Here is a 2,398-nt window from a genome sequence, read left to right as displayed (position 1 = left end):
ACACCCACCGGTGCGCGTGGTGGGTGCGGCCGGCGGTCTTGCCTTTAACTTTCCCCCAAAATTCTTTTGTCAAAAACATATGGGGGGGGGGGGCCCCGCGCCGACCGTGGGCGGCCGCTCCGCCCGCGCCCCGAAGTATCTGCTTAGGCAGCGAAATCATCGGTGACACAACGATGTCAGGGGAGGACAATCAGTGTGTTGATCATCGGGCCCGCAACTGAACGAACGTGGCTACTGCCGACCGTCTCCAGGGCGCCGGCGGAATCGGCCGTGTCGACGATCGAAGGTGGCGGAAATGGGATACGCGAAAACTTCAACCGCGGAAATCAACTACGACGACAGCGCGCCGGAGGACATGCGCGGCGTAGTCGAGAAATCAGTGGACACTCTCGTCCGGCGTGCGACCGAGCGGGCCGAGAAGCGCCGTGCGCTGAGGTCTCGGCACGAAGAATTCCGGGTCGCGGAAAAGGAGCACTATCGCCGTCAGATCGAGGCCGACGCGGAGTCCGCGCGCGCGTTCGACGAGGCGCGGAAGCGGCTGTCCTCGGTCGAGCTGAACACGGAACTCGCCGACCCGGCGCCGATGGACGCGCAATTGGTCCGCACCGCAGGCATGTTCCGATTCGGCAACGCGACGAAGATCTTCTGGGCGCCTTTTCATTTCGACTGGCGTTGGTCGAATCATGGTGGGGCGTATTCGCTTTCGGATGCCGCGCACAAGGGTAGCCCCGGCAACAACGGCTACGCGGGCATCAGCGCGGCCGTCAGCCGGGATGTCGCCTGGCTGGACGCGCATGCCGGGGTCGGTGTCGTTCTCACCGTGGCCGATGTCAATTCGACCACGCCGGTCTATGTGATGGGTCGCTCGCTGCGCTGGGTGCGGAACGAATACTCCGTGCTGGCGGCGCCCGGAAACGGTGATGCCACGACCGAGGGCGGCGTCGAGTTGACCGTCTTGGAGAACGGCAACCTGCTGACTTTCGCGTCCAACAAGATGTGGCGTATGCGGCGCAGCAATGGTGAGGTGGACCAGGGCGGTGGGCTGGGGGAGGGCTTCCAGCTGGATCCGTCGCTCGAGGTGCTGTGGACGATGAAGCCCGGCAGTGTCTATACGCTGAATCTGGGTGTCTGGGCGTCCGTCGATTGTGACGACGGCATCTACGGCGACAGTGGCGCGTACGGGTACATCGACTCGAATATCGGCGCGCTCAGCGTTTTCAAATAGGCGTTTCGGCGAGTAGCGCGCCGACTCGCTCATATCGCCGCAACCACCACTCGGTCCGCGCGGGATCGGGATGGCGGTACCGGTCGAGCAGCGCGGGGTCCGGCTCGGGTGCGCTGGTGGGAACTCGCAGCCACCCGTTCTCGGGCAGCAGCGAATCGCGAACGAGATCACCCTCGAAGAGAGCGAGAGTGCCCAAACCGCAGGCGAAGTCGAGCTGAGGCAGAGCCCCGGCGAGGGCGATCTGCGCGGCCAGCCCGACGCTGGTCTCCAGCGCCGACGACACCACCGTCGGCAGCCCGGCCGCGTCCGCGACCGCCAGCGCCCGCCGCACTCCGCCCAGCGGTGTGCACTTGAGGACTGCCACGTCGGCGGCCCCCGCGACCGCGACCCGCAGCGGATCTTCCGCGCGTCGGATCGACTCGTCCGCCGCGATCGGCACCGCGATCCGCCGCCGGACCTCGGCCAGCTCCTCGACCGTGCGGCACGGCTGTTCCACGTATTCCAAGCCGCCGGCCGCCCGATCGATCTCCGCGATGTGCCGCACGGCGGTCGCCACATCCCACACCGCGTTGGCGTCCACCCGGATCGCGCCCGACGACCCGATCGCCTCGCGCACGGCCGCCACCCTGGCCAGGTCCGCCGGCAGCGAATCCGGGTGATCGGCCACCTTCACCTTCGCCGTCGCACACCCCGATTCCCGCACGATCCGCCCGGCCCGCTCCGGATCAACCGCGGGCACAATGCAATTCACCGGCACGCGCTCCCGCACCGGCGCCGGCCACCCGACGGTCGCCTGCTCGACCGCGGTGGCCAACCACCCGGCCGCCTCCCGGTCGTCGTACTCGGGAAACGCGCAGAACTCACCCCACCCCGCCGCGCCCCTGAGCAACATCCCCTCGCGCACGGTGATCCCCCGAAACCGCGTCCGCAGCGGAATCGCATACACGAAAGTCTCGAAGTCCACGCCTCGATCGTAGGTGCGGCGGGGGCCCGGGGGGGGCCCGCGGGCGGGGGTTTAGCCGGTTGAATTTTGTGGGGGTGTGGGCGGCGCCCCCGCGCCCCCGGGGGGAACGCCCCCCCCCCCCCGGGGGGGCAGGTGTGGCCGGCCCCCCCGCCGCCGCCCCCCGGCCGGCCGGTGGGAGGCACACACCACCGGGCGCGCCACGAGCCCCC

Annotated in this window: 2 protein-coding genes; one reads left to right on the top strand and one right to left on the bottom strand. The window is 68.9% G+C overall.

Annotation, left to right across the window (positions count from 1 at the left end):
* Positions 1-295 precede the first annotated feature (295 nt).
* A complete protein-coding gene (locus QH270_RS31190) occupies positions 296-1,225 on the top strand; it encodes a hypothetical protein (RefSeq protein WP_280347975.1) in 930 nt (309 codons plus the stop codon).
* Here the strand turns inward: QH270_RS31190 and QH270_RS31185 are convergent.
* Positions 1,218-2,189 carry an o-succinylbenzoate synthase gene (locus tag QH270_RS31185; protein ID WP_280347974.1) on the bottom strand — a complete coding sequence of 324 codons (972 nt, stop codon included), beginning with the start codon at positions 2,187-2,189 and terminating at the stop codon, positions 1,218-1,220. The genes QH270_RS31190 and QH270_RS31185 overlap by 8 nt on opposite strands.
* Between the last annotated feature and the right edge of the window lie 209 nt (positions 2,190-2,398).

It is taken from the genome of Nocardia neocaledoniensis (genome assembly GCF_029868625.1).
GTDB classification, from domain to species: domain Bacteria; phylum Actinomycetota; class Actinomycetes; order Mycobacteriales; family Mycobacteriaceae; genus Nocardia; species Nocardia neocaledoniensis_A.
This window is presented reverse-complemented; position numbering and strand designations above follow the sequence as displayed.

What these genes read in the sequence shown, in the direction of transcription:
- QH270_RS31190 (WP_280347975.1), top strand. Translation starts at nt 296, where the DNA reads ATGGGATACGCGAAAACTTCAACCGCGGAAATCAACTACGACGACAGC.